The sequence below is a fragment of the Paenibacillus pinisoli genome (assembly GCF_003605435.1).
GTDB classification, from domain to species: domain Bacteria; phylum Bacillota; class Bacilli; order Paenibacillales; family Paenibacillaceae; genus Pristimantibacillus; species Pristimantibacillus pinisoli.
Window position 1 is genome coordinate 898733 of sequence record NZ_QXQB01000002.1, and the last position, 26497, is coordinate 925229.

The 26497-nt window shown below is 49.4% G+C and carries 21 protein-coding genes; 9 read left to right on the forward strand and 12 right to left on the reverse strand.

Translation table 11 applies throughout. The features are described from left to right. Positions 1 to 44: 44 nt before the first annotated feature. From D3P09_RS11385 to D3P09_RS11395, 3 genes are all read right to left on the reverse strand, one after another. Complete coding sequence (locus tag D3P09_RS11385; protein ID WP_165867401.1) at positions 45 to 905, reverse strand: ankyrin repeat domain-containing protein; 861 nt, start codon at positions 903 to 905, stop codon at positions 45 to 47. A gap of 137 nt (positions 906 to 1042) precedes the next feature. After that, the gene (locus D3P09_RS11390) at positions 1043 to 1699 is read right to left on the reverse strand and encodes a metallophosphoesterase family protein (protein WP_120109863.1); all 657 of its coding nucleotides are present in this window, start codon (positions 1697 to 1699) and stop codon (positions 1043 to 1045) included. Between the two features lie 213 nt (positions 1700 to 1912). Continuing rightward, positions 1913 to 2686 carry an SDR family oxidoreductase gene (locus tag D3P09_RS11395; RefSeq protein WP_120109865.1) on the reverse strand — a complete coding sequence of 258 codons (774 nt, stop codon included), beginning with the start codon at positions 2684 to 2686 and terminating at the stop codon, positions 1913 to 1915. 381 nt (positions 2687 to 3067) lie between these two features. Between D3P09_RS11395 and D3P09_RS11400 the strand changes: the two genes are divergently transcribed. After that, complete coding sequence (locus D3P09_RS11400; protein WP_120109866.1) at positions 3068 to 3457, forward strand: VOC family protein; 390 nt, start codon at positions 3068 to 3070, stop codon at positions 3455 to 3457. Positions 3458 to 3547: 90 nt separating this feature from the next. On the opposite strand, the gene D3P09_RS11405 is transcribed toward D3P09_RS11400, so the two are convergent. Beyond that, the gene (locus D3P09_RS11405; protein ID WP_120109868.1) at positions 3548 to 6754 is read right to left on the reverse strand and encodes a glycosyl hydrolase family 18 protein; all 3207 of its coding nucleotides are present in this window, start codon (positions 6752 to 6754) and stop codon (positions 3548 to 3550) included. 366 nt (positions 6755 to 7120) lie between these two features. Beyond that, entirely contained in the window at positions 7121 to 7759 is a 639-nt protein-coding gene (locus D3P09_RS11410) for a nitroreductase family protein (RefSeq protein ID WP_120109870.1), read from the reverse strand. Positions 7760 to 7880: 121 nt separating this feature from the next. On the opposite strand from D3P09_RS11410, the gene D3P09_RS11415 reads away from it, so the two are divergent. Next, a complete protein-coding gene (locus D3P09_RS11415; protein ID WP_120109871.1) occupies positions 7881 to 8240 on the forward strand; it encodes a MerR family transcriptional regulator in 360 nt (119 codons plus the stop codon). Positions 8241 to 8348: 108 nt separating this feature from the next. On the opposite strand, the gene D3P09_RS11420 is transcribed toward D3P09_RS11415, so the two are convergent. Next, on the reverse strand, positions 8349 to 8825 hold the full coding sequence (locus D3P09_RS11420; RefSeq protein WP_341538285.1) for a GyrI-like domain-containing protein: 477 nt from the start codon (positions 8823 to 8825) through the stop codon (positions 8349 to 8351). Next, complete coding sequence (locus D3P09_RS11425) at positions 8809 to 9192, reverse strand: winged helix-turn-helix transcriptional regulator (RefSeq protein WP_120109873.1); 384 nt, start codon at positions 9190 to 9192, stop codon at positions 8809 to 8811. Before D3P09_RS11425 ends, D3P09_RS11420 begins: the two co-directional genes overlap by 17 nt. A 145-nt stretch (positions 9193 to 9337) precedes the next feature. On the opposite strand from D3P09_RS11425, the gene D3P09_RS11430 reads away from it, so the two are divergent. Together D3P09_RS11430 and D3P09_RS11435 are read left to right on the forward strand one after the other, a co-directional pair. Then, on the forward strand, positions 9338 to 9691 hold the full coding sequence (locus D3P09_RS11430) for a DoxX family protein (RefSeq protein WP_120110773.1): 354 nt from the start codon (positions 9338 to 9340) through the stop codon (positions 9689 to 9691). 101 nt (positions 9692 to 9792) lie between these two features. Next, a complete protein-coding gene (locus D3P09_RS11435) occupies positions 9793 to 10671 on the forward strand; it encodes an aminoglycoside phosphotransferase family protein (RefSeq protein ID WP_120110776.1) in 879 nt (292 codons plus the stop codon). A 69-nt stretch (positions 10672 to 10740) separates the two neighbouring features. Here D3P09_RS11435 and D3P09_RS11440 read toward each other — a convergent pair whose 3' ends face one another. The 5 genes from D3P09_RS11440 to D3P09_RS11460 all read right to left on the reverse strand — a co-directional run bounded on the left by D3P09_RS11440 (position 10741) and on the right by D3P09_RS11460 (position 19348). Beyond that, positions 10741 to 11946 (reverse strand): MFS transporter, encoded by a 1206-nt coding sequence (locus tag D3P09_RS11440; RefSeq protein WP_243644095.1) that lies wholly within the window; start codon positions 11944 to 11946, stop codon positions 10741 to 10743. Between the two features lie 188 nt (positions 11947 to 12134). After that, positions 12135 to 12689 (reverse strand): MarR family winged helix-turn-helix transcriptional regulator, encoded by a 555-nt coding sequence (locus D3P09_RS11445; protein ID WP_120109875.1) that lies wholly within the window; start codon positions 12687 to 12689, stop codon positions 12135 to 12137. Between the two features lie 130 nt (positions 12690 to 12819). Further along, entirely contained in the window at positions 12820 to 15876 is a 3057-nt protein-coding gene (locus D3P09_RS11450; RefSeq protein WP_120109877.1) for a cadherin-like beta sandwich domain-containing protein, read from the reverse strand. A 661-nt stretch (positions 15877 to 16537) separates the two neighbouring features. Beyond that, the gene (locus D3P09_RS11455) at positions 16538 to 18094 is read right to left on the reverse strand and encodes an ABC-F family ATP-binding cassette domain-containing protein (RefSeq protein ID WP_120109879.1); all 1557 of its coding nucleotides are present in this window, start codon (positions 18092 to 18094) and stop codon (positions 16538 to 16540) included. A gap of 282 nt (positions 18095 to 18376) precedes the next feature. Next, a complete protein-coding gene (locus D3P09_RS11460; RefSeq protein WP_120109881.1) occupies positions 18377 to 19348 on the reverse strand; it encodes a LacI family DNA-binding transcriptional regulator in 972 nt (323 codons plus the stop codon). Positions 19349 to 19652: 304 nt separating this feature from the next. On the opposite strand from D3P09_RS11460, the gene D3P09_RS11465 reads away from it, so the two are divergent. The 5 genes from D3P09_RS11465 (at position 19653) to D3P09_RS11485 (ending at position 26465) form a co-directional block, all read left to right on the forward strand. Continuing rightward, complete coding sequence (locus tag D3P09_RS11465; RefSeq protein WP_120109883.1) at positions 19653 to 20912, forward strand: ABC transporter substrate-binding protein; 1260 nt, start codon at positions 19653 to 19655, stop codon at positions 20910 to 20912. Between the two features lie 119 nt (positions 20913 to 21031). Further along, complete coding sequence (locus tag D3P09_RS11470) at positions 21032 to 21907, forward strand: carbohydrate ABC transporter permease (protein WP_120109885.1); 876 nt, start codon at positions 21032 to 21034, stop codon at positions 21905 to 21907. Further along, the gene (locus tag D3P09_RS11475) at positions 21907 to 22743 is read left to right on the forward strand and encodes a carbohydrate ABC transporter permease (protein ID WP_120109887.1); all 837 of its coding nucleotides are present in this window, start codon (positions 21907 to 21909) and stop codon (positions 22741 to 22743) included. The genes D3P09_RS11470 and D3P09_RS11475 overlap by 1 nt, the downstream gene beginning before the upstream one ends. A 19-nt stretch (positions 22744 to 22762) precedes the next feature. Then, positions 22763 to 24847, forward strand: a complete 2085-nt coding sequence (locus tag D3P09_RS11480) for an amylo-alpha-1,6-glucosidase (RefSeq protein WP_120109889.1) — start codon at positions 22763 to 22765, stop codon at positions 24845 to 24847. A gap of 4 nt (positions 24848 to 24851) precedes the next feature. Beyond that, the gene (locus tag D3P09_RS11485; RefSeq protein ID WP_120109891.1) at positions 24852 to 26465 is read left to right on the forward strand and encodes a glycoside hydrolase family 13 protein; all 1614 of its coding nucleotides are present in this window, start codon (positions 24852 to 24854) and stop codon (positions 26463 to 26465) included. Positions 26466 to 26497: the final 32 nt, after the last annotated feature.

Genomic DNA, 26497 nt, shown 5'->3' on the forward strand with positions numbered 1-26497 from the left:
GTCTGTTCGGTCGAAATGTCGTATGTAATTAGTGTTATTAATCGTTATATGGCCAGCAATTCCGCGGAGCCTGTATGACCAAGTGAGATAGCCAGATCATATGGCGTCTCGCCGTTGTCATTCCTCTCCGTCTTGTCAGCCCCGTAGCTGAGAAATTTCTCAATGAGCGGCGCATTATCGAAGTATGCCGCCACATGCAGGACATTGAAGCCTCGTCTCAGCTCGCCTTCACACTTGGCATGAAGATCAGCCCCTGCTTCTATCAGCAGGTCTACAAGATGTCCATAACCGCCGAATACGGTAGCATGAATGGCCGTGTTGTTCAGACTGCCGTCGCGGCTGCGCGCATTCACATCTGCGCCTCGGCCGAGCAGCAGCTTTACCGTCTCGGCATTGCCGAAGTGGGTGGCCAGAGACAGAAGCGGAAATCCGTCGTGACTGTAGCTGTTCAGCAGCGCCGGAGATTTGTCCAGCAGCTCCTTCACCCTTGAGCTGTACCCGACAGCGGCGGCTTCGAATACATTCAGCCTGCCAGCGCCGTTCTGAAGCAGCAGCTCCTTGATGTCGTTCGCCCTCATGAACGCGGCAAGCAGTACGGGAGTCTCCCCTTGCTTGTTGCTGGCGTTCACAAGACTTGCATCCTTGTCGATCAGCTCCGCGACCTTGCCGATGTCCCGCAGCTTGACTGCCTCGAACATCTCATTGCGCAGCCGCTGAAGATTATCGGCTTGCTCCCGCGCCCGCACCAGCAGATCATGGGAAGCGCGTACCCCCATATTGACGAAGTGGGTGACCGCTCTTGAGCGATTGGACTCGAGTCCTGACTCGACAAGCAGATCTACAGCCTTAAGCGCCTCGTCATCTAATCGGATAGAGAGCACAGCGGTACTTTTTTTCTTAGGCATGGCACTCCTCATCGGTTACGTGTAATTAAAATTACAAAATTACTATAACACGGTTCGGGATGTTTGAATAGCATAAATTCACATTGAATTACATGGAATTAATTTCAGAGACTCTTTTGACATGAGGCTCTCATCTATTAACCCGATACATCAATAGCTAGAGTAGGTACAAATATAATTTCAGTGACTTGGCCCTCATCATTTATTTTTACGGCTGAAAGCCCGTTCGGCCGATAAGCCCATGTATCAATATTCCATGTATTGCTCTCAAAATCAAATTCAGCCCTTCCTGATTGGCAAGGCGTATGCCCGATAATCTGTAGTTTGCCTATATGCTTTAATCTTCCCCTGGTCCACAACACACTCTCTGGATGTGATTCTTCAAACGGATGGTCTGCGGACTGCGAAATGCCTGCGTGACTAATGAATACATGGTCCGTTTCATAGAATAACGGCAGCGATTTCATCCAGGACATATAGCTAGCCAGCTCTAAGGACTTTTTTTCAAATTGTTTTAGCGTCTCTTCTCCACACTGTCTCAACCAATTATCATTTCCTTCTTCTACATGCACAATAGCCTCAAACTCATGATTCCCCTTCAGGAAGCAAGCTCGATCAGGATACTTTTGTTGCAATTCAATCGCGTACAGAAGAGTCTCAGGCGAGAATTGCCCTCTATCCAATAAATCCCCAAGCTGCACCAGGATCTGCTTGCCGCTATCCCAATGCTCGTCCAGCAACTTGGAGAACGTATGAACACAACCGTGCACATCTCCCACTACTAATAACTCCATGCATGCCTCCTGAACAAAATCTCGTTGTCATTGACTATTACTATAGCGTTCAATTACATGTATTGTACAGATGCATGCTCAGGAACTTTGAACCCATTACTCTGGTTGATTTCATGCAAAAAAACATACATCGCCTAAGGCATTCTGCCTTTCTGACGATGTATGTCCTATTTTATGCCGCTGTCCTAATGTTCACACTGCAAGCAAGTATCCTCAATCCCAAAAACCGCCGTCAGAGTGTATAATCTGCCCGGTAATCCACTGCGCATCATCCTGACAGAGAAAGCTGATCAGCTTCGCCGCATCATCCGGCTGTCCGATTCTACCCATCGGGAACTTCGGCAGCAAATATTGCTTCAAGGCCTCGTCCATCCATCCGGAGTCTGTCGGTCCGGGATCTACCGCGTTGACCGTTATGCGCAGCGGTGCTAACTCAGCCGCGAGCGACACCGTAAAGGCCGAGATCGCTCCCTTCGTCGCCACATAAGCCAAGTTGCCCGGCATTGGTCCCTTGTCTTGTCCCGAGACCAGGTTAACGATACGCCCTCCATGGCCCGCAGCTAATCTCCTGGCAAACTCTACAGAGAGCATGCAAGTGCCCGTAATATTAACCGCGCAATGCCTATCCAGAATGTCTGCGCTTAGTTCTTGGTAGCCGACTTCCTTACAATAAGTCGCATTATTCACTAACAGACTCGGCAAACCTAACTGCCGCTCTGCCTCATCCAGCAGCTTCACTGGCGATAATGGATCCGATAGATCCAGCTCCATCGATTCGGCCCGCACCCCATAAGAACGCAGCTCCTCCGCGAATACGCCAGGCCATTCCTGCTCGGCGCCATAAGGCTGATCCTGGTCATAGCGGCACCAATGGGTAAAAAAGATATCCGCCCCTTCGCTCGCCAAAGCTCGCGCAATGGCGCTTCCTATTCCCCGTCTGCGGCTTACGCCTGTAATAATAGCTGTTTTCCCTTGCAATCGACTCATCTATTATTCCTCCTGAATGTAAGGAGGCATGGCCATGGAGTTACAGGAGATGGAAACTCCCCAACAAAAAAACGGACACAAAGGTGTCCGCACGGGTTTCATAACTCAATAACCTTGCGTCCCTTTATAATGGCATAAGAAGGCACACTATCCCTAGGATAATGTTCCGACACAATACACGCCATTACAAAGTTCCTGCCATCGGTTAATTCCCCTTTCCATCATCTCCAAGGATAAAGTAACACGATTGATGCGAGGGGTCAATATAGATTTAACGGTGACGAGAATAGTCATATCCATATTGCGCAATCGAGAAGAAGTCCGCCTGCATTGCTGCTGATACAATAATCCTAACGCAAACGAGATAAAGGAGGAAGATTGATGATCACCAATGCCGCTCAAATCACAGTCTTTGTTAAGAATCAGGAGGAAGCCAAATCCTTTTACATTGAAAAGCTTGGGTTTGTTATCTGCGCAGACATCGAGCTTGGACCGGGATGGTCTTATCTAACCGTCGCACCGAATAGGGACAATCAGACGATGATTGAGCTTGTTCAGGCCGATACGCCAGAACGACAATCGTTGATCGGCAGACAAGCCGCCGACCAGATTCTAATCATGTTCCTTTCGAATGATATTCATAGCGATTATAACGAAATGAAAGCGCGAGGCGTTGTTTTTCACGGAGAACCCAATCGGGTTCCAGGCGGTTGGGGTGTTGGATTCCAAGATCTAGACGGCAATCTGTTCGACCTCTATCAACCGGACTAATATAAAAGCAAAAGCAGCCCATCCCTGTCAGGATGAAGCTGCCTCTGCAATGGCATTCGGTATGGCGCTTATCGGCCGGATCACCATCGTTTACGGATTCAGCGAATAAGTTACGCCATCGATCGTAATGGTAACGTTGGCAGGTCCGCTAATCGGCAAGTAATAGACAAGGTCGAACAATTCCGACGCTCCAGGCGCAATCGACTTCCAGCCAGGAACCGTAATCGCGATTCGGTGGAAATCGCCTTTTAGACCGCCAATATTATTGCCTGTATGGCCTGTAGAGATTACGCTGACCTGATCGCCGTTCCAGCTGCGGAACAAGGCATTGGTCGATGTCGGAACATCGAACTCGATAACAGCTCCGCCTGTAATCGTTGTATTGCTGTTGTTGGTCAGCTTGATCTTTGGATTGATCGGGAAGTTCTGATCACCCAATTTAAAGCCTGTAAACTCGATTGAAGCATCAAACTTCTCAGCTGGCATTGCAATGGTCCGGTTTGTGTTGCCATACGGCGTTGTATTCGAGAATTTGTTATACATAGCGTTGGTCATCGTGTAACCTACGCCATATTCGGATTTGCCGGCATCCCAGCCATAGTCGCCTGCAAGCTCCCAAATCATCAAACCGCCAATGCTGTTCTCAATAGCCCAGTCCGCTTTAGCGTTAATCGATTGCTCGTCCTCCGTGGAGATGAACACACGTTTTGTGCTGTTCCACAACCATGGGGCAACAAGCGTCTCATCGTAGTGGCGCGTATACGTGCCCGTCAATGGAGCAGCTTCCAGTCCATAATCCCCCAGATACGTACCGCGAATGCCGAACTCCAGGTTTTTCGCATGCCACATCGGGTTGGAGCCTGCTCCCAGCTCATGGCCTGAATCGTTTTTGTCATGCCACAGGTTGTCGATGCCTACCGCACCGTCGCCGCATTTTCCTTTCAACTCTGTAGGACATACGGTTCCTTTGGCTGTGCCCCATAGGCCATTTGTGCCGCCTACGACATTTTGGAATCCGCGCGTGTAGTAAGGCACGCCGATATTGATTCGTCCCGCTTGCATCATACCGCGCATGTAATGATAAGCCCAGTCTGTGTTCAGATAGCCGATGCCGCCGTATTCAGCCGTGGAATATACACCAGCCGCTTTCAGCTCCGCATCTTTGCCGTCATCGAACAATTGTGCGTTTGGTCCTACGAATTCATTCCAAGCGCCATGAAGATCATAGCTCATGACGTTGACATAATCCAAATATTTAAGGGAGTTAAATGTCTCCATGCCGCGCAACAGGTAACCGGATGATGGGGATGCAATCGTCAGCATGTAATATTGGCCGTCTTCAGCAGAAGCTTGGTCTAGCTTCGTACGAAGTGTTTTCATCAGAACATCATAGCTTTTGGCAAGTCCAGCCAGACGAGGCGTCGAGAATACCCAGTCATGCGGGTTGCCGGCATCCTTCATGGAAGTCGGATACTCATAGTCGATGTCCACACCGTCAAAGCCGTATTGACGGATGAATGCTACTGCAGAATCGGAGAAAGCCTCAATCCCCGCCTCATTGACAGAACCGTCCGCATTAGTTGTCATCGTGTAGAAACCGCCATTCGCTACGCGATCTCCGTTGTCATTAAAGTAACCGCCTGTTTCGGCCCAGCCGCCAACGGAAATCAGCGTTTTTACGCCTGGATTCTGTTTCTTGAACTTGTTCAGCAAGTTAAAGTGTCCTTGGTAGGAATAAGACGGGTCCATCTCTGCTCCCGCTACTCCAGGCCATGTTTTGCCTAACGATGCGTTGTTTGGAGAGTGGCTGCCTACGGAAACTTTGTTATTGCTGTCGATATGGGCAAATGCATAGTTGATATGCGACAGTTTGTTCCAAGGGATATCGGAAGCCAAATATCTAAGCTGCCCGTTATCACCTGTACGCCAGCTTGTGAAGTAACCGATGATGCGGCGATCCAGACCATTCGGAAGAAGCTCGCGGCCGTCTGTATCGTAAGCGCTGCAATAAGGCACGCCCTCTACGCCGGAGTCATACAATCCTTCGGGCCGGCAGGCATCTTGATTGACGGGTGCTGTTTCTGTCAATACCGTCACAGCATTACTTGCTGCTGATACATTGCCTGCCGCATCCTTCGCTTTAACGACGAACGTGTACGAAGTGTTAGGTGTCAGACCTGAGATGGTTGCACTTGTTCCGGTTACGGAAACGTCTGTGGAGCCATAGGAAACGGTGTAGCCCGTGACGCCAACGTTATCTGTCGACGCTGCCCATGTGAGGGCAACCGAACTGGATGTTACAGAGGAAGCGGTCAGGTTCGCCGGAGCGGAAGGAGCTGTTGTGTCGGGAACAACGGCAAGCGTCGTGACAACAACTGAGTTGCTTGCTGCCGATACATTGCCTGCCGCGTCCTTCGCGGTAACAACGAATGTGTAAGATGTGCCGGAAGCCAAACCTGCAATGGTTGTGCTTGTACCCGATACAGAAACGCTTGTGGAGCCGTAATTTACCGTGTAGCCCGTGACGCCAACGTCATCTGTCGATGCTGCCCACTCCAGGCTTACGGAGCTTGAAGTCACGTTCGAAGCTGTCAAATTCGCCGGAGCGGAAGGAGCTGTTGTGTCAGGAGTAACAGCAAGCGTCGTGACAACAAGCGGAAGGCTCGCTGCCGATACATTGCCTGCTGCATCCCTCGCTTTTACCGTGTACGTGTAGGCCGTGCCAGCAGTAAGCGCTGTTGCCGTATAGGAAGTACCTGCTACAGTTGCTGCCAAGGATCCGCCTTGGTAAACCTCGTAGCCTGTCACCCCAACGTTATCCGTAGAAGCATTCCAGGATAATTTAACTGAATTTTCTGTAATATCTGAAGCTGCGAGATTTCCTGGCACGGAAGGCGCTTGCGAATCCCCGCCGCCGCTCGCATTAATAACTTGATAGGAGATTGTACCTGATGTGGATGAGCCGTAGGAGTTGATCAGTTCAACCTTGTAAACGTAAGTACCGGATGGCTTGTTGGTGAAAGCAAACGAGGCAGTTTGTGCATTAGGAGATTGATCTATTAGTGTTCCTGTATGGACAACAACGTTATTCTCATACAATTTCCAGGCCGTACCGTTGTTGCCCCACCACATATTGAAACCAATTGAATAATTCGGGCTGTTATTCCAGTTGCTTTGGTACAAGAGCGGCGCCCCTGGCGCGCCGGATGCTGCCGCCAAGCCCAAACCTGGCAGCACGGACAAGACTATAAGTGCTGATAACAACATAATCGCAACCGTTTTTTTCATTCTCCTCATTTGTGACAATTCCCCCCATTAAGTTTGTGTTCTTCACTTGCAATAAACCTATTAAACCTAGAAATGAAAGCGCATTCTTTTTGCTCTCACTATGATTTTATTCATACCTGTGACTTTTTCATAGGGGGTTAATTCGCTACTGCAGGGGGTAAAAACGATTATATTCACCAAAATATAATACAAATTAAGAGAAAATACTCTATTTTCACATTGTGAATGGATAATATTTACAACAAACGTCTACAAACTGATTTACACAGCAAAGAAGTACATCGTCACAAGCGATGTACTTCAATCTGCGTACTATCTCCATTTTATCTAAACTTAGTATCCAACCCGCGTCTTCACATCGGACGACCGTCTATTTCATCTCCAAAATGTAATTTTGTCAGAAGCCAACCGAACAGACTCATATCCCGCTTCCTTGGCCTTTCCTATCGAAATAATCATGACCGGAGCATAGCGCTCCTCATCTAGATCGAATGCCCGTGCCACTTGATCAACCTCAAATCCCGCCATTGGATTCGTATCATATCCGTGTGCACGGGCGACTAACATGAGCTGCATCGCAAAGAGGCTGCTGTCGACCTTGGCCACTTCCACCTTCAGTTCTTTCGGCAAAGCCGGGAACATCGATAGAATCGTTCCGAGTTGGCGCTCTTTTACTTCAGCCGGCATTTTCCCTTGCTCCACAGCTGTGTTGTAAATTTCTTCAGCATTCAAATGACTCTCGGTATCGCCAAAAATCAATAACATAGCGGATGAAGTATCGTTTTGCAGCGTATTGAACCGCACAAGCGGTCTTAGTTTTTCCTTTCCCTCAGGCGTATCCACTACAACTACGCGCCAAGGCTGCATATTGGCAGACGACGGAGCGAGGCTGGCTTCCGCAATCATTTCGCTGATCTCTTCTCTCGATATCTTAACGCTCTCATCATAATGGCGAACGGAGCGCCGTCCCTTTAGGATATTGGCAAAATCATTATTTTGAATACTCGCAAACATAGAAACTCTCCTTTTGATAACCTTAGTTTTTTTGACATGGTGTATGTCATTCGTTATCCTATTCGTAGTATGAACTATGAACCTAGGTTTATAGCAAGCACCCAGAAGCGAGGTTTATTCTATGAAAATAAATGAAGTTGCCAAATTAACGGGACTGCCTATCTCGACCTTAAGATTCTACGAGCGCAAAAACATCATTCCGGACAAATTTGTTCAGAGGGATGAACATAATTACCGGGTATATTCTGAGGAAATTGTTGATTTTCTGGATGATGTGAAGACGCTATTATCTGTGAACTTTTCAATTGAAGAAATCAGCTTGCTCGTCAATCAAGAGCTTAACCTGTCCTATGAGGCCAAAAAGAAATCGGTAGAGCAAAAGATCAAGGAACTCGAAGATATCCAAAAGCAATTAAAAAAGTCGAAAGCCTTTCTGCACGCCGTCCTGGATGGAACAGCCAATTTCCAAACGAAGTGTTGAACTATTGCCGTTCCGTTAAGACAAGCTGCATTGCTGCATAAAACACAAAAAGAGGCTGTCCCCAAGACGAATGACCTCGCCTTCCAGGGACAGCCCCTGCGTTCATTTTTATGTTCCAATCGGTATCATAATCACAAATTCCGGATCTTCCGATTGCGGATCTTGATTCATCGGGTACTCTTCATAATGAGTAATGTCGCCTTTATACAGACTGTAGCCCCTATCCTGAATCCAAGCATAAATATTGTTATAGGAAGCTTCAATGTTTTGTCCCCGTCGATGCTCGCACTTCGCATAAGTCAAGGTTGGAGGAGTAATGCTCGCCATGCCATCCGGAATATCTTCCATCTGTTCTACTTCAACTGCAGAATAGTGGGTAAAGCCGTCTTCCGTCACATGATAGGACAGACCAAGCAATATATGCGGATTAACGACTTGCTTGATTTCGTTCATTCTGCTCTTCATCTCTGCTTGCACAAGCCGAATTCCGCCTGCGCCTGCCTCAGCGAACGTTCCCGACCATTTCAACCCAATCGCCCGAAAAGATTCTTTCGTAACCAGCATGCATTCATTTTTTTGTTCCACTTGGATCGCCTCCATCATCAACATTCAGTCCTGCCCAGTCAGCTCCATACCGCTTATCCATATGCTCCATATGTGCGGCTCCCCAGTCATTCAAGGCCTGAAGTACAACGCTTAGACCTTTGCCATACTCGGAGATCGAATATTCAACCTTTGGAGGAACCTGGCTGTATACCTCACGATGTACGATATCGTTATACTCCAGCTCCCTTAATTGCTGAGTGAGCATCTTTTTGTTAATATCCGGTATCGCCCGTTGAAGCTCACTGAATCTCATCGTACCGTTCGAGATCAGCTGCAGCAGAATGACAGGCTTCCATTTGCCGATTAAGATCTCCAATGCCGATTCAAATTTGCAATACTCTTTCATGGCAGCCTCCCGCTTCCCTTTATGGATCTAAGGTCACTTTTTATACACCAGGTCTAGAAAAAGTGCCTACTTCCGTCCTTCGAATACTTAAGTCTATTATACCTGTATCGGAGGTTGAACAAGAAATCAGGAGGTTGAAATGTATATGAATATCGCAATCTGGATCATTCAAGGGCTAGCTGCATTAGGATTTATCTATTCAGGATGGTTGAAGGCGTTCCAGTATGAGCAAGCCAAAGCGTCATGGGGGTGGGTAAAAGAGGTTCCGAAGGGATTCGTCCTCTTTATCGGGTTAGCGGAACTATTAGGCGCGATTGGGGTAATCTTGCCTCAGGCGCTGAATCTCATGCCCATATTAACGCCGCTTGCCGCAACCGGACTTGCCGCTGTCGTTCTATTCGGCGCTATCTTCCACATAGCCCGCAAAGAATACCGCGAGATTCTCGTCAACGTCGTATTCTTCACGTTAGCATTGATTGTTGCGATTGGACGTTTTTAATCTTAGGGCAAGATTAATTATAACTTTTGTATCCTTTGAGGCTGCAGGGCAGCCCGGTTTATACTGGGGAAAGAATCTGAGCAGAAAGCGCGGTGAATGGCATGATGATTACAACGGAATTGGTTCGCAATCTAATCGATACCCAGTTTCCACAGTGGAGGGATTTAACCATCAAGCCTGTCGAGAAGTCCGGGCATGACAACCGTACCTATCGGCTTGGCCCCAAAATGACGGTGCGCCTTCCCAGCCATGAGCGATACGCATCTGCTGTTCAGAAGGAGCAGCTATGGCTGCCCCGCATTCAGCAGCATCTTTCTCTTCCCATACCGGCCCCTCTTGCCTTGGGACAGCCTACAGATGAGTATCCCCTCCCCTGGTCCGTCAATCGATGGATTGAAGGCGATACGGTTACGCATGGCAATATCTATAGTGAGAACCAATTCGCCGATGATCTCGCTTCTTTCTTGCAGGAATTGCAAGCGATCGATGCAAGCGACGGCATCCCTGCTGGTGTGCAAAACTTTCATCGCGGAGGCAATCTTGCAGTCTACGATGGCGATACAAGATCGGTCATCAAGGAGCTTGGTGGCCAATATGATCGGAAGCTTCTAGCCGAGATATGGGAATTGTCCCTCTCCTCCAGCTGTCAATCCGCTCCACGCTGGGTACATGGCGATGTTGCTGTAGGCAATTTGCTCGTACAGAACGGACGTCTGTCCGGCGTGATTGATTTTGGCACCATGGGCACCGGCGATCCTTCGAGTGACCTTGTGATGGCTTGGAACTTCTTCCACGAAGAGAGCCGGGCTGTATTTTTCAGCAAAATGAATGTGGATGCAGATACCGTTAACCGGGCGCGAGGCTGGGCCCTGTGGAAAGCGCTCATCACCTATGCCTGGAATGAGAAAGACTCGGAGCTCGCACGCTGGGGCAAGCGAGTGATGGATGTTATTTTGCAAGAATATAGACAAAGGTACTAGGGCTGGACTAACACAACAAACCCATCAGAATCCTGCGATTTTGATGGGTTGTTTTTTGATGGGCCGCTATCAGCTTTTGGCCTGTTCAGGCACTTCGCTGCGAATCAAGCAGGCGGCTATGAAGCCGATACCGAGTATTAGCGCCAGCACAACAAAGATGAGCGGGTAGCTGCCCATTCTCATGGACTGTATGGAAATAATGGGTCCCAGGCTTGTTCCCGCAAACAAGATAAACGTATACACCGAGACAGCGATGCCACGCGATTGGCCGCCGAGCTGGCCGACGAGCGATATGAGAGAAGGCGTCGCAATGGCGATGCCCGCGATAAAGACCACACTTACCGTAACGAGCAGCGGCAGGACAGAAATTAACCCCGAGGCAGCTAGGGCAATCATCGCTAGCAATAACCCCCCTCTTAATACCGTCAGCGCACCGAAACGCCCCGCAAGCCGCCCCGCATAAGGCGAGACAAGCATCCCCAATACGCCAAAGGAGCGAATATATAGAATCTCCCCTTGGCTCAGACCGAATGTCGAACTGCTCAAATACGAACCAAGCACGGTCGACATGCTAACAAAGGACATCAGCAGTACGAATGCCGCCAGATAAGCTAACAATAGGCTTTTACGGGCCAACACTTTCCTCATGTTGCGAATGGGCTCCAAGATGCTGGCGCCGGCATGCTGAACTTCCCCTTTCGGAAGGAGCCTCGCAACAAGAACAGCGGTAACCGCATAGACTGCAGCCAGTAAATAAAAGATCGCATTCCATCCATAATGCTGGCTGATGCTCCCGCTTACGACTTGACCGACAATACCCGCGACCAGAAAGCCCGTACTTATAAATCCAATAGCGGTCACCCGTTTTTGTGCTGGATACATCTCCACTGCATAAGCAAGTGCAACAGGGGAAAATGTCGCTGCGGCCGCCCCCTGCAGCCACCGGAGTATGATCATCCATGAAAACTCCTGAACTACGCCGAGCAGCAAAGAAATCAAAGTCAGCGCGATCAAGCCGATAAAGATTACTTTCTTGCGGCCGTATTTATCGGATACTGCGCCATAGACAAGACAGCCCAAGGCAAATCCCAAAGAGAACACACTGCCTGCAGCTGCAGCCTGCGTGGAGGATACCCCGAAGGTATCCGAGAACATGGAAATAAGAGGAATCGTGACGTACAGGCTAGACATGACCACCATGCCTGCCCAGCACAAAATAGCTGTCATAATCGGATAATTTCGTTTAGGGTGTTTGGTTGTTATTGCTTGTGTCATAAGAACACCTCTTTCTTTATGATTCAGTCCTTGTTGCTGCGGGCTTTGCCAGAATGCGATTTGATAAGATAATCTAACTACATACTCAAAAGGGGTTATTATTCTGCTACCATGGCGCTTCCCATCCTTCAGACCATTTTCTGAAACCCCGTATAGTAAGATAATCTAACTAGTTGTCCAAAAAAAATTTATCGCCCTCCTCCCATTCGTTTTTCCACTATGCCATGCAATTTAATCAAAAGCTTTTCGGCGATGACTCGCTCCTCTTGGGACAAGCCATCAAACAGAGAAGCGCAAGTAGACCAAAAGGTTGGCAGAACTTGCTTCACTAATGCGCGGCCTTCCTCCGTTATCCTCACATGAATCATCCGGCGATCTGCCTCGCTTTGAATACGGATAATCCATCCCCTCTTCTCGAGCCAGTCCAGCAGTGCCGTTACCGAGGCCCGTCTGATCCCCAGTCTGTCTGCAAGGCCGGAAGGGGTAATAAGCTCTCTCCCCTCATGCAGAACAAGCAGGAGCAATAGATCCAGCTTACTCTCTGAAATGCCGTAAGGGGCCAAATCGCCGTCCATGACATCTAGAACGTTGTCACTCAGCCACAGCATAAGCAACCCCATATGAGCCGATTTACGTTCCGTATCTTCGGCAGCCGTCTGATTCATGAGCTCTAAATAAGGCTCTACACCGAGTGCAGGCAGTTGTTGATCCATTGCCTGCTCTTTCGTTCTTTTTTTTCTCATTCCATTCTCCTTCGCAACTAATTAGAATATCTAACTAAAAGAAACTTATCATAAATGATGAGACTTTGCAAGTAATAGAAAAAAGGCTTAATCGCCTGGGTATCCAAGGATTAAGCCTTTTGTACGCTAATTACTTTTCAATGATATCAAGCTTCTGCAAGGTTCTGATAAGCACTGTCGCCGCTTGAGCCCTTGTCGTTTCCCCTTTAGGATTAAACGTCTCTTCGCTCGTACCCGTCATGATGCGGAGTTGGATCAGCAATCGGATGGCCTCGATATGAGCCGGATCCATAGCTTCAGCATCCTTATAACCATCCACGCTTATGGTCCCTTTGGTAACCGAATTCGCTTCAAGCTTCACGGCAGCCGCAAGCATGCTCGCCATTTCCTCGCGCGTAAGCGGCTGATTAGGCATAAAGACATCGCCTTTCGCAAAACCGAGCAGACCCAGCTCCTTCGCTTTGGCAACGAAGCTGTAATACCAGTCCCCTTGCTTCACATCATCATAAGACGTTGGCTCGCTGGAAGAGGTGCCGCGTCCCAATGCGCGAACCAGCATAGCGGTGAATTCCGCTCTTGTCACAGCCCGGTCCGGTACAAATGTCTGCTTACTCACGCCTTCCACCAGCTTTTTCGCTGCGGCTAGCTCAACCATCGACTGGCTCCAGTGCTGTTGCAAATCAGTAAAGCTTACTTTGTTGTCAGCCACCACATACACGCTGTTAGAGTAGGAGCTGATCGAGGCATACCAGACATCTTCGATCTGGACCATCTTGGCAGGAACAAATTCGAATACGCCGGTTGTCTCGTTATAACGGAATGCTCCCCACTGTTCAGGCAGAGCGTTCAACGTTCTTGGCATCGGAATCAATCGATTCAGCGCTTGGCTGAATGTGTCCGCAACGCCGAGCGGCTCTCCCGTGCTGGTATTCAGGATTTCAAGCTTGAAATCTACAAGGGCCCCCATTACCCCTCCATCCGGCAAGCCCTTCTCCAATGCTTGCTGGAGCTTCGAGTCCCCCGACCTATCCGTCAGTGTAATGCCGAAGCTGATTTCATCGAGTCTCATGGCATGCTTCGCGAGCAGCGCTTCAAGTCCGGGGATGAGCGATGCTAATTGAACCGGAATGCGGTAGCTGCCATAAGGCGTCTTGATTTCTAGCAAAAAGCTGGCGTTCGCGCCTCTAAATCCCGTTAATACGGATGCCGGGATACGAGCCGCGGCCACACCGTCTTTTGGCGTAACATTCAAAACTGCAGTTGGTTTCGAAGTGTCGATCGTATCGGGGTCAACCCATCGGTCGCCTAAGTCAATGAGCGGTCCCGGTTGGTTCCCGGCAGGAACGCTCACGCCGCCTGCTCGCGTCACACGGACAGAATAGGTCTTGGTTGTTGTTCCATCCTGTGCTGTGACCACAATTGTAATCGTGCTGGAGCCTATTGGCAGCGGGATCGGACCAAAGGCATTGCCGCTAGTCGCCGAGTTCCCGTTCACTTTCACAGTAGCAGTACTGCTCGCCGATGTTGGCGTTACACTGAGCGAGGTTACACTGTTGGCTACAGACGAAGTGTAAGATGTTGTACCCGGTGCAAATGGAATATCCAAGGTTCCGCTGCTCATGGTCAGGCTGCTCAACGTTGCATCTGCTGAAGGCGCACGAGTTACAGTAATGTTGTATGTCCTGGTTGTCATACCATCCTCAGCTGTGACGATAATCGTAATGGGATTCGGACCAACTGCCAATGGGACCGGTCCATAAGCGCTGCCGTTCGTCGCCGCATTTCCGTTCACAGTCAACGTTGCCCGGTACGAATTAAGGCCTGTTACTTCTATGGATTCTATCGAGTTAGCAACATTCGCGGAATACTCTGTATCCGCCGGATCAAATGTTTCATTCAGAGGACCCGAACTAATGGACAACGCGCTTAATGCCGCATCTGTATGACGCGCTTTCGTAACTTTAATTGTATAGGCTCGCACACTATTATTTTCCGCCGTTACATCCACAGAAATATAGTTGTCTCCTGTCGCCAATGGAATATCTTCAGAAGCATCGCCGCTTGTTACCGCTACATGATTAACTTGTACAGTAGCCGACGTATTAGCTAATACAGGGGTGACTGCAATGGAGTCAACGCTGCCTCCTACAACAGCACTATACTCTAGGATATCTGATGAAAATGGAAAAGGAACCAAAGCGCCTTCGCTGATGGTTAACGCAGACAAGCGGTTGTCAGGCGAGCCGATCGTTAGCTTCTTTACTTGGTTATTAGCAGGCACAATCTGGGATTCTTGGCTTACATATAGCGCTCCTGATTGGTCCAGTGCTATATCATTAGAAGCTAAACCAGGTGTCGGGTTATGGAAATATGTCGCGTCCACATCCAAATTCTTATTTAACCTAGTAACGAGACTGCTGCCGTTCCTACTCGCCGCATACAGGTATCCGTCAACTCCAATTCGAAGCCCTCTTGGATAATCGAGATTTATCACTCGTTCAACCGAGCCGCTTGGTGTAACTTTCATAATGGTTTCGGCACTTTGACTGCTAATATATACCCCCGAGGTATCAGCAGCCAGCCCCGTAGGCGACTGTAGTGCAGTGGTCATCGCCGGGTCCGGATCCAGATCGTCTGACCAAATGGCAGGCGTACTTAAGCTGCTGAAAGTCGCTGTATTGAACTTCAACACTCGATCGTTGTTCGTATCGGCTACATACAAGTCACTGCCTGATATCGCAATCCCTTGAGGGTAAGCTAGCCCCCCGTCCCACTTTACATCTTGAACAAACGAATAACTTGTACCCCAGTATAGAATATGGAATCTGAACAGCTTATTTCTATCGGTTACATACAGATAATTGGGGCCGTCAAACCGGACAGCTAAAGGCTGCGAGAAATCCGGACTGAAAATAATTCCTTTACTAACGCCATCTTTATCATAGATATTTACTTTATTATTAATGTGGTCCGCTACAAATAAAAAGCCGTTCACCGGGTCAATGTCCATTCCTACCGGAACGCCGTCAAATGAAGGTGGGTCGTCTGCCTCTCCTCCTCCTGTCGTCCAATTGGGTGCAGCTGATAATGAGGGACTGTACATCGCCCACGTTGAGAACAATATGGCTGCTGCAAGCGCTGCCGCCAGGTATGATCGCCAACGTATTGGCATCCATTTTTTGATCATTTATTTTTCTCCTTCTTTTAAAATGAATAGATATATGGTTTTCGTTTTACACACTATTAGTCACATTTTACTATAAGCTTTCCAATCCTAATAGAAGAAAATGTATAAATTTATCGGTACGAGTCTCTATAAAAATAAACCCACTGATGGAGTGGGTTTTATGAAGGCACACAGCCATTATTCTATTAAATAAAGATAATCTCAATCCTGCCATCCCGATCAGTTCAATTTTGTTCCGTATGAGCAGGTTGCCTTCCGAGTGATTCACGTATATCCCGAAAGGTTTGATCTCCCCGCGGAGTCCTCACATACGGCTAATTTGATTCTCTAAGATGCGATGGGACTTCCCGTTAACCATTCGAATGCCGCCGGCAGTAATTTCTGATTGTAATGCTTGGCAAGGATACGAAGATTGTTTTTTGCGCCGCTTATCCTCACCGTCTCATGATAAATGCCCCTATGGGACCAGAATAACATCCCCTTCGTTCGCCGAAGCCACCGCATCTTGAATGACCGTCGGACTGTCCGGGAATACATCTATGATCGCCACCCCTATCACCCCTAGATAGAAAATGTACTGTCTGTTATTAGTACATTCTTGTGGGCGTGATAGAGGAACAGGCTGGTGTCTATGGGAAGTTGTCTTTTTTCAATAAACCTATTATGCCAGGCTCTTCATCGACCAGGCCTCTACATCCCATGTTTTGGTTACCCAATCCATATAAAAATCAGGTTCATGAGAGACCAGAACGACTGTACCCTTGTAAGCCTTTAACGCTCGCTTCAATTCAGCTTTGGCGACCACATCCAAATGGTTCGTCGGTTCATCGAACAAAATCCAGTTGCTCTCTCGCATCATCAGTTTACATAGCCGAACCTTGGCCTGCTCTCCACCGCTCAGCTGGTTAAGCGAGCGTGTAATATGCTCATTCTTAAGGCCGCAGCGGGCAAGCGCTGCCCGAACCTCGTGCTGATTCATAAAGGAAAATTCATCCCATACGTCCTCTAGCGGAGTCATCGTCGGCGCCTTTGCTTCCTGCTCGAAGTAAGCAGGAAATAAATAATCGCCTAGATACGTTTTACCCTCCAACGGAGCAATAACGCCAAGAATGGTCTTTAAGAGTGTTGATTTGCCGACGCCGTTGCAGCCTACGATTGCGATTTTATCGCCTCGCTCAATGACCATATCCAGCTTGGGAAGGAGCGGCTTGTTGTAGCCGATGACCATCCCCTCCGCTTCAAATACGGTCTTGCCGCTGGTTCTGGATTCTTTAAAGTTAAAGGTCGGCTTCGCCGCCTCCTCCGGCTTGTCGATGCGGTCGATACGGTCGAGCTGCTTCTCGCGGCTCTTCGCACGTCCGGAGGTAGAAGCACGCGCTTTGTTTTTTTGAATAAATTCCTCTTGCTTCTTAATATAATCCCGTTGCCTCTCATAAGCGTCGATATGCTGAGCTTTATTCAATTCAGCCATCTCCAGAAACTTCTCATAATTGGCCGAGTAACGCGTCAGCTTCGTAAACTCAAGATGATAGATAACGTTGACGACTTGATTCATAAAGCCTGTTTCATGAGAAATAAGAACAAACGAATAAGGATAGTTTTTCAGATAGTTAGTCAGCCAGTTAATATGCTCTTCATCCAAATAGTTTGTAGGCTCGTCCAGCAATAAGACGCCCGGCTTCTCAAGCAGCAGCTTGGCAAGCAGAACCTTCGTCCGCTGACCGCCGCTTAACGCGGCGACATCACGGTCAAGTCCGATCACATTAAGGCCCAAGCCATTGGCCATCTCATCGACTTTCACATCGATTAAATAGAAATCCCCGATTTCAAGCTCCTCTTGAATTTCTCCCATGCGCTCCAAAAGCTGTTCCAACGTATCAGGGTCGGCATCGCCCATTTGCGCTGTAATGCCGTTAAGCTCCTCTTCCAATACGAGCAAAGGCAAAAACGCATCCTTCAAGACATCCCGAATGGTTTTGCCTGCTTCCAGCTTCGTATGCTGGTCCAAATAACCGTAGCGTACACGAGGCGTCCATTCCACCTTGCCTTCGTCCTTCAGCAGCTTGCCTGTCAAAATATTCATAAGAGTAGATTTCCCTGTACCATTCGCGCCAACCAGCCCGACACGCTCTCCCTCAAGCAAACGGAACGACACGTTTCTAAACAATACCCGATCGCCAAACGTATGTGATAATTGCTCAACCGTTAACAAGCTCATTTTTATTTATCTCCATTCATGTAAGCACCGTAGTTAAAATATATATCCCTTGATTTGCTCGTATCATTGTACCACAAATAAAAACGCACCGATTCTCTAAGAAGACAATGCGTTACACCTGAGGAAAAACATGATTAGAGGAGCCAATTACGGGGTAAGTTAAAATGAACTCGCAGCAGGTATCTGGTTTATATCCCAATAAAAAAGCCTGAACGACCGCTGGTCACTCAGGCTGGTTGGAACAAACATCCGTTCAAGGGAACGACCGATGGAGTTAACGTTTTAGGAACGAACGGACTGGCGCCAGATGATGGATGCGCCAAGCTTGACAGTATCGCGATTGACGTTGCCTTTGATCAGCTCCAGCAGCTCTTTGGCTGCGAGGAAGCCGCTTTCGTAACGCGGGATTTTGATCGTCGTCAAGCCAGCCAGCGCAGCGGCATCGGAATCATCAAAGCCGGTAATGGAGATGTCCTGCGGCACGGAGATGCCATGCTCCTCGAATGCTTTGATAGCGCCGATCGCCATATTGTCATTCGCGCAGACCAGCACTTCCGGATAGTCGTTGCTCAGGATCATCAGCTTAGCTGCCTGATAGCCGCTCTTCTCCCGGTAATTGCCATGGTAATAATACGTCTGGTCGAAGGCGATTCCATTCGCTTGAAGCGTATCCATGAAGCCGGAGAAGCGCTCCTTATTATCCAGCGTTGCAGCTTGTCCGCCCAGGAAGCCAAAGCGCCTCATACCTTTGTTCACCAAAGACTGCACGAGCTGGCACATCACCGGATAATTGTCGACGATGACGCTTTTTGTATTTTTATTGTCGTTATCGAGCACCCTGTCCATAAGCACCACTGGGAATTCAGGCTTCGCCACCGATTGGAAGTATTCGTCGGACAGGCTTCCGTCCAGACTGATTGTCCCGCGCGCGAAGCTGCTCTTCAGGAAGTTGTCGCTTGATTTATTGGTGCAAATAATGAGGTCGTACCCGTTCTCATTCAGGCAGGTGCTGACCCCTTCAATGATTTTCAAATAAAACTCGCGGTCAAAATCGCTGAATATAAACACGATCCGTTTATCTTTATCGGACTTGGATTTTTTCGGCGCAGCGTCATGCACGTAGCCCTGCTCTTCGCAAATCCGCAGGATGCGTTCTCTTGTTTCTTGCGATACGTTTTTCCGTCCGTTCAGTACGTTGGATACGGTCGAAATAGATACGCCCGTAAGCTGGGCAATCTCTTTCAAACTGCTCATCCATAAACCTCCTCATCAAATTCCGTAAGTAAAACTTATTATATCACTTTACAATCGTTTTACCTACACATTTCAACAGCAAATAAATTGCCAAAACCATTGAAACGACAGGAACAGTAGAAATTAGCCATATTTTGCGATTAGTAAAATGAAACTCAGTTTTACCTACTATTATAGTCTACATTTTACTTAAAACAACTACATTTTATTAAGTAAAACATCTAAATTTCATAAGTTTTTTATTGACTTCTACACCTGTCGGTTTATAATCAATGGTACATCCATCAAAAGGGGGACCTTACAAGTGACAAATGTAAAGCGCTTTATTTCCATCATGATCAGTTCCGTTATGCTACTTACCATCCTCGCCGCTTGCGGCGGGAACAATACGAATAACGGCGGTACGAACGGTGAAGGCGGAGCTGCGAAGCTTCCGAAGATTTCCCTGTTCCAATCCAAAGTTGAAATCGCTGACCAACTGGAAGCGATGGCCAAGAAGTATAAGGAAGAAACAGGCAACGAGATCGACGTATGGGGCTCCGCAGGCGACAACTACCTGACTCAGCTTCAAGCAAAGCTTAACGCTGGCGAAGGCCCAACGATCTTCGGCGTACAGACAGGCGCCGAGACAACCAAGTTCCAGTCGTACTACTACGACATGAGCAATGAATCCTACGTGAAGAACATCGCTCCGAACATGGAAGTGAAAATCGACGGCAAGATCGTCGGCGTACCGACTGGCGTAGAAGGCTTCGGCTTCGTCTACAACAAAGAGCTGGTTGATCCTGCGAAAATCACTGACCTTGCATCCTTCAAGTCGTTCCTGGAAGAGAGCAAAGCGAACGGCATTAACGGCTTCAGCCTGTCCCAGGAAGCATACTTCCTGATCGGCCACATCATCAACACGCCTTTCGCTCTGCAGCAAGATCCGGTTGCATTCATCGAGAAGCTGAACAAAGGCGAAGTGAAAATGGCTGACACGAAGGAATTCCAAGAGTTCGGACAGTTCATGGAAGCGATCCGCGAATCGGCGAAAAACCCGCTTGAAGTAACTTACGACACTCAAATGGGCGACTTCGCAACTGGCAAGACAGCAATCGTACACCAAGGCAACTGGAGCTACGGCATGCTGCAAGACTACAAAGACATCGATGCCGGCATGATGGCTATGCCGCTTGCAGGCAACACGAAGCTGGCTGTAGACATCCCGGCCATCTGGGTTATCAATAACAAAGCATCCGCTGATCAAATCAAAGCGGCTAATGCATTCTTCGAGTGGCTGTACAACAGCGAGACTGGCAAAAACATCATCGTGAACGAATTCAAGTTCATCCCTGCGATGACGAATATCGAAACAAGCAGCCTGGACCCGCTGTCCCAAGCGGTATCCGAAGCTACAGTTAGCGGCAACACGATTCCTTGGGCTCTGACATACTTCCCGCAAGGCATCATCCAGAACGATCTGGCTCCTGTCGCGCAAGAGTTTTTCCTGAACAAGTCCATGACAGGCGCTCAGCTTCTGCAGAAGCTTGACGAAGTATGGGCGAAAGCTCCTAAGCAATAAGCCTGACGCCATAACGGCAGCAGCTGATTCATGGAAAACTAACCTGGCCGGGCCAGGTTAGTTTTCTATCTTTGACCCAATCGTACGGACCGAAATTACTCCGAAATGAGTGAATCCATATGAAAGCGAACAAAAATAGAGCCTGGTACGCTCTATTTACAGCACCCCTGCTGACTATCTTTTCCATTGTCGTCCTCATCCCGTTTGCCATCGGCATTTACTACTCCTTCATTAGCTGGGACGGGATTCCGGCCAATCCAAAGGTATTTGTAGGCTTCGACAACTACGTTCATATTTTCCAGGACGACCGCTTCTTGAAGTCGGCTTGGCTCACAATTAAATTTACATTTTTAGCTCTGATTATTGTCAATGTGATGGGCCTTGCCCTGTCGCTGCTCGTGACGTCCAAGCTGCGCACCAGCAACATCGCGAGAACTTTATTCTTTATGCCGAACCTGATCGGCGGCCTGATTCTGGGTTACATCTGGAAGTTTATCTTTACCGATGTGTTCAAATATGTCGGGGAGAACACCGGCATGGGCGGCGTCTTCTTCAACTGGCTGCTTAATCCCGACTTTGCCCTGTATGCGATCGCGGTCGTATTCGCTTGGCAAATGGCGGGTTATACAATGATTATCTACATTGCGGGAATCCAAGGCATTCCCGACGACATGATGGAAGCCGCGAAAGTCGACGGCGCCAATGCTTGGCATAGGCTGACCAAGATCATATTCCCGCTGCTCATGCCGTCCTTTACCATTTGTCTATTCTTGACGCTATCCGGCGCATTCAAAATATTCGACGTTAACCTGTCGCTCACCGGCGGCGGCCCGATTAACTCTACAGAAATGTTCGCCATGAACATCTTCAATGAGATCTTCGGCTACAGCCGTTATGGTATCGGTCAAGCGAAAGCGATTATCTTCTTCGTGCTCGTAGCCGCTGTAACACTCGTACAGGTCTACATCACGAAGAAAAGAGAGGTGCAGATGTAATGAAGAAAACAAGCAAATTGATTTTGGAAATATTGCTTGTCGTCATCGCTATCCTCTTCTTGTCGCCTATCTACATCATGATCGTGAACTCGTTCAAGACTCGCTCCGAGCTGTACGAGAACGCGCTTGCGCTGCCATCCTCTTTCAGCTTCGAGTATTACGCGCAAGCCATGGAGAAGATGAACTTCCTGACCGCGTTCGGCAACTCGCTATTCGTAACGCTTGTCTCGCTCGTGTTCATCGTCGTGCTGGCGTCCATGACGGCTTGGATGCTTGTCCGCACCAACAATAGACTGAGCCAAATTATTTTCATGGTACTCGTATCGACGATGCTGATTCCGTTCCAGACGCTGATGATGCCTCTTATGCAAGTTATGGGCTGGATCGGCACGAATCTGCATATCCCGATGCTGAATACGCATGGCGGCCTGATCTTCATGAACATTGGCTTCCACGCCAGCATGGCGGTCTTCCTGTACCACGGCTTTATCAAGTCCGTACCGATTGCGCTTGAAGAAGCGGCAACACTGGACGGCTGCAGCAAGTTCGGCGTCTTCTGGCGCATCGTATTCCCGATGCTGAAGACCATTACGATTACCGTTGCGATTCTCGACGTCATCATGATGTGGAACGACTACTTGCTCCCATCCCTGACGCTCTCGGACAAAGGCTTGCGTACGATTCCGCTCTCCACCTTCTACTTCTTCGGAGAGTTCACGATTGTATGGAACCTGGCAATGGCCGGCCTCACGCTGTCCATCATCCCGGTTGTAATTTTCTATTTCACAGCTCAGAAGCACATCATCAAAGGGGTTGCCGAAGGCGCAGTGAAGTAAGGCAGGAGGAATTGACCGCATGAATAACTGCGTGATGAAAGAAGGAGATTTGTTCTGTCTGACAGCGCCGAACGGAGATATGGCCGGCGGCTCCGAGGATGGTTACGGTCTCTATGCAAAAGATACTCGCTTCCTGAGCGAGATGGAGCTGAAGCTGGGAGGAGAGCTGCCCGAGCTGCTCTCCTCCCATTTGGACCGCAGCTACTATACCAAGCTGCGGCTGATGAGCCAAACCAAAGATGTAGGCGCAATGGAGCTCATTCGGGAACGTTACATTTTTGACGGCTCGCTGCATGAACGGGTTACGGTAACGAACTTCTTCCCGGATGCCAGACCCGCCGATATCGATATGTTGTTCGGAGCGGACTTCCAAGATATGTTCCTCGTTCGCCGCTACCGTACCGGAGAGGTCGGACATATCAGTCAAGCTTCCTATGATCGTGACGGCATGACTTTGCAATACTCCGGCAAGGACAGCCTGAAGCGCTTCATTCATATTCAGTGGGATTCGGAGCCTGCCGAAGTGAATGAATCCGGGCATGTCCGGTTCAGCCAGGTACTGCAGCCGCGCGAGTCGGTATCCATTCATTTCATGATTACGCCAAGCTGGGAGACGGTTCGGAAGCCATCTCTCCCTCCTTTCGCAGACGGACTGGCAGCTCTTGCCGAGAGCTACCGTGCTTGGGCAGAGGATACGATGACCGTTGAATCGGACCTTCCCGCATTCCAGCGCGTATTCAGCCGCAGCGTGCAAGACCTTAAAATGCTGATGTCCGATTATGGACATGGCGAGATGCCTACAGCGGGTCTGCCCTGGTTCGCCGCTCCATTCGGCCGAGACAGCCTGATTACTTCCCTCTACATGCTGATGCTGCAGCCGGAGACAGCCAAGGCGACCTTGCGTACGCTGGCAGCATGGCAAGGCACCAAGTACGACGCTACCCGTGACGAGCAGCCAGGCAAGATCATGCACGAAATGCGCTTCGGAGAGCTCGTTGCAACAGGCCAATCCCCGTTTGGTCCATACTTCGGCACGGTCGATGCAACGCCTCTCTTCCTCGCCGTACTCGGGGAGTATGTCAAGTGGACAGGCGATCTGGACCTGGTCAAGGAATTGACTCCAGCGATTAACAAGGCGCTTGCATGGATCGATGAGAATAGCGAGCAGTATGGCGGCTTCCTCTCGTATCATCAAGAAGCGGAGCAAGGCTTCCCGAATCAGGGCTGGAAGGATTCGCCGAATTGCATTGTTCATCCGAGCGGCCAGCTTGCCGCCTCCCCTATCGCGCTAAGCGAGGTGCAGGGCTATGTCTACTACGCCAAGAGACAGCTTGCAGCGATCTATGACCGTCTGGGAGACACGGAGCTTGGAGCGAAGCTGAAGCAAGAGGCTGAGGCTTTGCAGCAGCAATTCGAGTCCCGCTACTGGATGGAAGACGCGCAGTATTACGCGATCGCGCTGGAGCGCGACCGGAACCCGGTCCATTCCGTAACCTCTAATCCCGGCCACCTGCTCTTCTGCGAGCTTCCGGAGGCTGAACGGGCTGCCCAGGTTGCGAAGCGTCTTGGCTCTCCTGATATGAATGGAGGTTTCGGCATTCGTACGATGAGCACGGAAGCGGCCGGATATTATCCGATGAGCTACCACAACGGCAGTGTATGGCCTCATGATAATGGATTCATCCTTCTTGGATTGAGCCGCCTTGGCTTCGGGGCGGAAGCGGTACAGCTGATTGACAGCCTGCTGGAAGCCTCCCGTTCGTTCGCGGACGCCAGGTTCCCCGAGCTATTCTGCGGTTATGCCAATGAAGGCGAAGGCGTAGTCCCATATCCGACGACATGCTCGCCGCAAGCTTGGTCGGCAGCAGTGTCGATCGTCATCGCACAGACCGCACTGGGATTGTTCCCGGATGCGCTGAACCGTGTTATTAACCTGAATCCGGTGCTGCCTAGCGGCATGAACCGGCTGAGAATCGAACGTATACCGGTTGGCGAAGGCCATCTTAGCATAGAAGTACAACGATTAACGACGAATGATGACCTGCATGTGAATGTGCTCAGCAATACAACGGGCTATGCGGTTGAAGTTGGAAAGGGTAGATAACAACATGAACAAAATCTGGTGGAAAGAAGCAGTCGTCTATCAAGTGTATTGGCGCAGCTTTTATGACAGCAATGGAGACGGGTACGGCGATCTGGAAGGCGTCTATCAGAAGCTCGATTATATTCAAAGCCTGGGCGTAGACGTCATTTGGCTGAATCCGTGCTACGAGTCTCCGGATGTCGACAACGGCTATGACATCGCGGACTACCGCTCCATTATGCCGAAGGCGGGCACGATGGCTACGTTCGACAAGCTCCTATCCGCTGTGCATGAACGCGGAATGAAGCTCATTATGGATCTGGTGGTGAACCATACTTCCGATCAGCATGCCTGGTTCAAGGAGTCCCGTTCGTCCGTCAGCAATCCGAAGCGAGACTACTATATCTGGCGCAAAGAAAAGAACAACTGGCGCTCCTACTTTGCCCCTTCCGCTTGGACGTATGACGAGGCAACAGGCGAGTACTACTTCCACTCGTTCTCAGCCGAGCAGCCTGATCTTAACTGGGAGAATGAGAAGGTTCGCGAGGAAGTATACGCGCTGATGCGCTTCTGGCTGGACAAAGGAATTGACGGCTTCCGCATGGATGTCATCAATCTGCTGGCCAAGATTCCGGGCTTCCCGGATGCCGAGAATCCGTCCGATATCTCTTATCTGGGCAACAATCCGGGCATACATGAGTACTTGCAGGAAATGCACGAGAAAGTGCTGAAGCATTATGATGCTTTCACTGTTGGCGAAATTCCGTTCGTTAATCCCGAGGACGGCCTGCTCTACGTCGGCGAGGATCGCGGCGAACTGAACACGATGTTCCACTTTGAAGTGTGCGACTATATGGCTTATTGGGACATGCACCGCTTCAAGCAAATTCAGGACCGCTGGTATAACGGCTTATGGGGCAAGGGCTGGAATTCTCAGTTCCTGAACAACCATGACCATACCCGTGTCGTGACGCGCTTCGGCAACGATGCCGAATACCGCGAGCAATCGGCTACTTGCTTCGCCACGCTCATTCATACTTTGCCTGGTATGCCTTATGTGTATCAGGGCGAAGAGATTGGCATGACGGGCATCCGCTTCTCCTCCATCGATGAATATAACGATATCTCGATGAGGAACAAGTACAAAGAGGAAGTCGGCAAAGGCCGCAACCCGGAGGAAGTGCTGAAGGAGCTTCAGCATCTGTCGCGCGACAACTCCCGTACGCCGATGCAGTGGAACAGCTCGCCTCAAGGCGGCTTCACTGAGGGTAAGCCTTGGATCGGCGTCAATCCGAATCACAAGGACATCAATGTTGAGCAAGCCTTGGCGGATCCGAACTCCGTATTCTACTACTACAAAAAGCTCATTGAGCTGCGCAAGCGCAATGAAGTGATGATATACGGAAGCTTCGCCACTCACTTGAAAGACCACGAGCAGATCTACGCGTACACTCGGACGCTAGGCGACGAATCTTGGCTCGTGCTGCTGAACATCTCGGAGCAGCCGGCAATCGTCAACACGGCAGATTGCGGCGCAGAGAAGCTTGGCGACATCGTCATCAGCAACTATTCCGCAAGAACCAATCAAGACACCGTGATCGAACTGCAGCCTTATGAGGCTGTCGTCTATCGCGTATAACGATACCCACAACCCGCAAGGCGGACACCTCG